We start from the raw sequence: 689 nt of genomic DNA, 5'->3' as shown, positions 1-689 counted from the left end.
GCCTTCGTCCACACCGATTTCGACTTTACAGCGCCGCGCAAAGACCTGCTGACCGAGCGGGACCACCCGCATGAGCACGCCCGGGCGGATCTGGAGCGCTACGACTATCCGGGTGGCTACACCCAGTACGATCAGGGCGACGACTGGGTGCGCGCCCGCATCGAAGAACTCCATGTGGACTACGAGACCCTACAGGGTGCCGGCAATGCCCGTGGCTTAGCCACCGGATCGCGCTTCAAGCTGACCGAGTATCCCCGCCAAGACCAGAACCGGGAATACCTGATCGTCTCGACCAAGTACAAACTGAAGTCCGACGCCTTCGGTTCCTCCGGGAAGCCAAGCGCCGGCCCGGTCTTCCAGTGCTGGTTTACTGCCTTGGATGCCCAGACCCCCTTTCGGCCACCGCGGACTACACTTCCTGCCCTGGTCCGGGGCCCCCAGACCGCCATCGTCGTCGGCAAAGCCGGCGAAGAAATCTGGACCGACCAATATGGCCGGGTCAAGATCCAGTTCCACTGGGACCGCTACGGCCAATCCGACCAGCACAGCTCCTGCTGGGTACGTGTTTCCCACCCCTGGGCCGGCAAGAACTGGGGCGCTGTGGCAATCCCGCGCATCGGCCAGGAAGTCATCGTCGACTTCCTGGAAGGCGACCCCGACCGGCCCATCATCACCGGCGGGGTCTACAA

Annotated in this window: 1 protein-coding gene; it reads left to right on the top strand. The window is 63.7% G+C overall.

The genetic code is table 11. The features are described from left to right. Nucleotides 1-689 (top strand): type VI secretion system tip protein TssI/VgrG (gene tssI, locus BQ17_RS09840; protein WP_141699213.1); only part of this gene is annotated, 689 nt, incomplete at both ends.

It is taken from the genome of Candidatus Thiosymbion oneisti (genome assembly GCF_900092655.1).
Classification (GTDB): domain Bacteria; phylum Pseudomonadota; class Gammaproteobacteria; order Chromatiales; family Chromatiaceae; genus Thiosymbion; species Thiosymbion oneisti.
The sequence above is the reverse complement of the archived record's forward strand: the minus strand, read 5'-3'. Positions and strand labels throughout refer to the sequence as shown.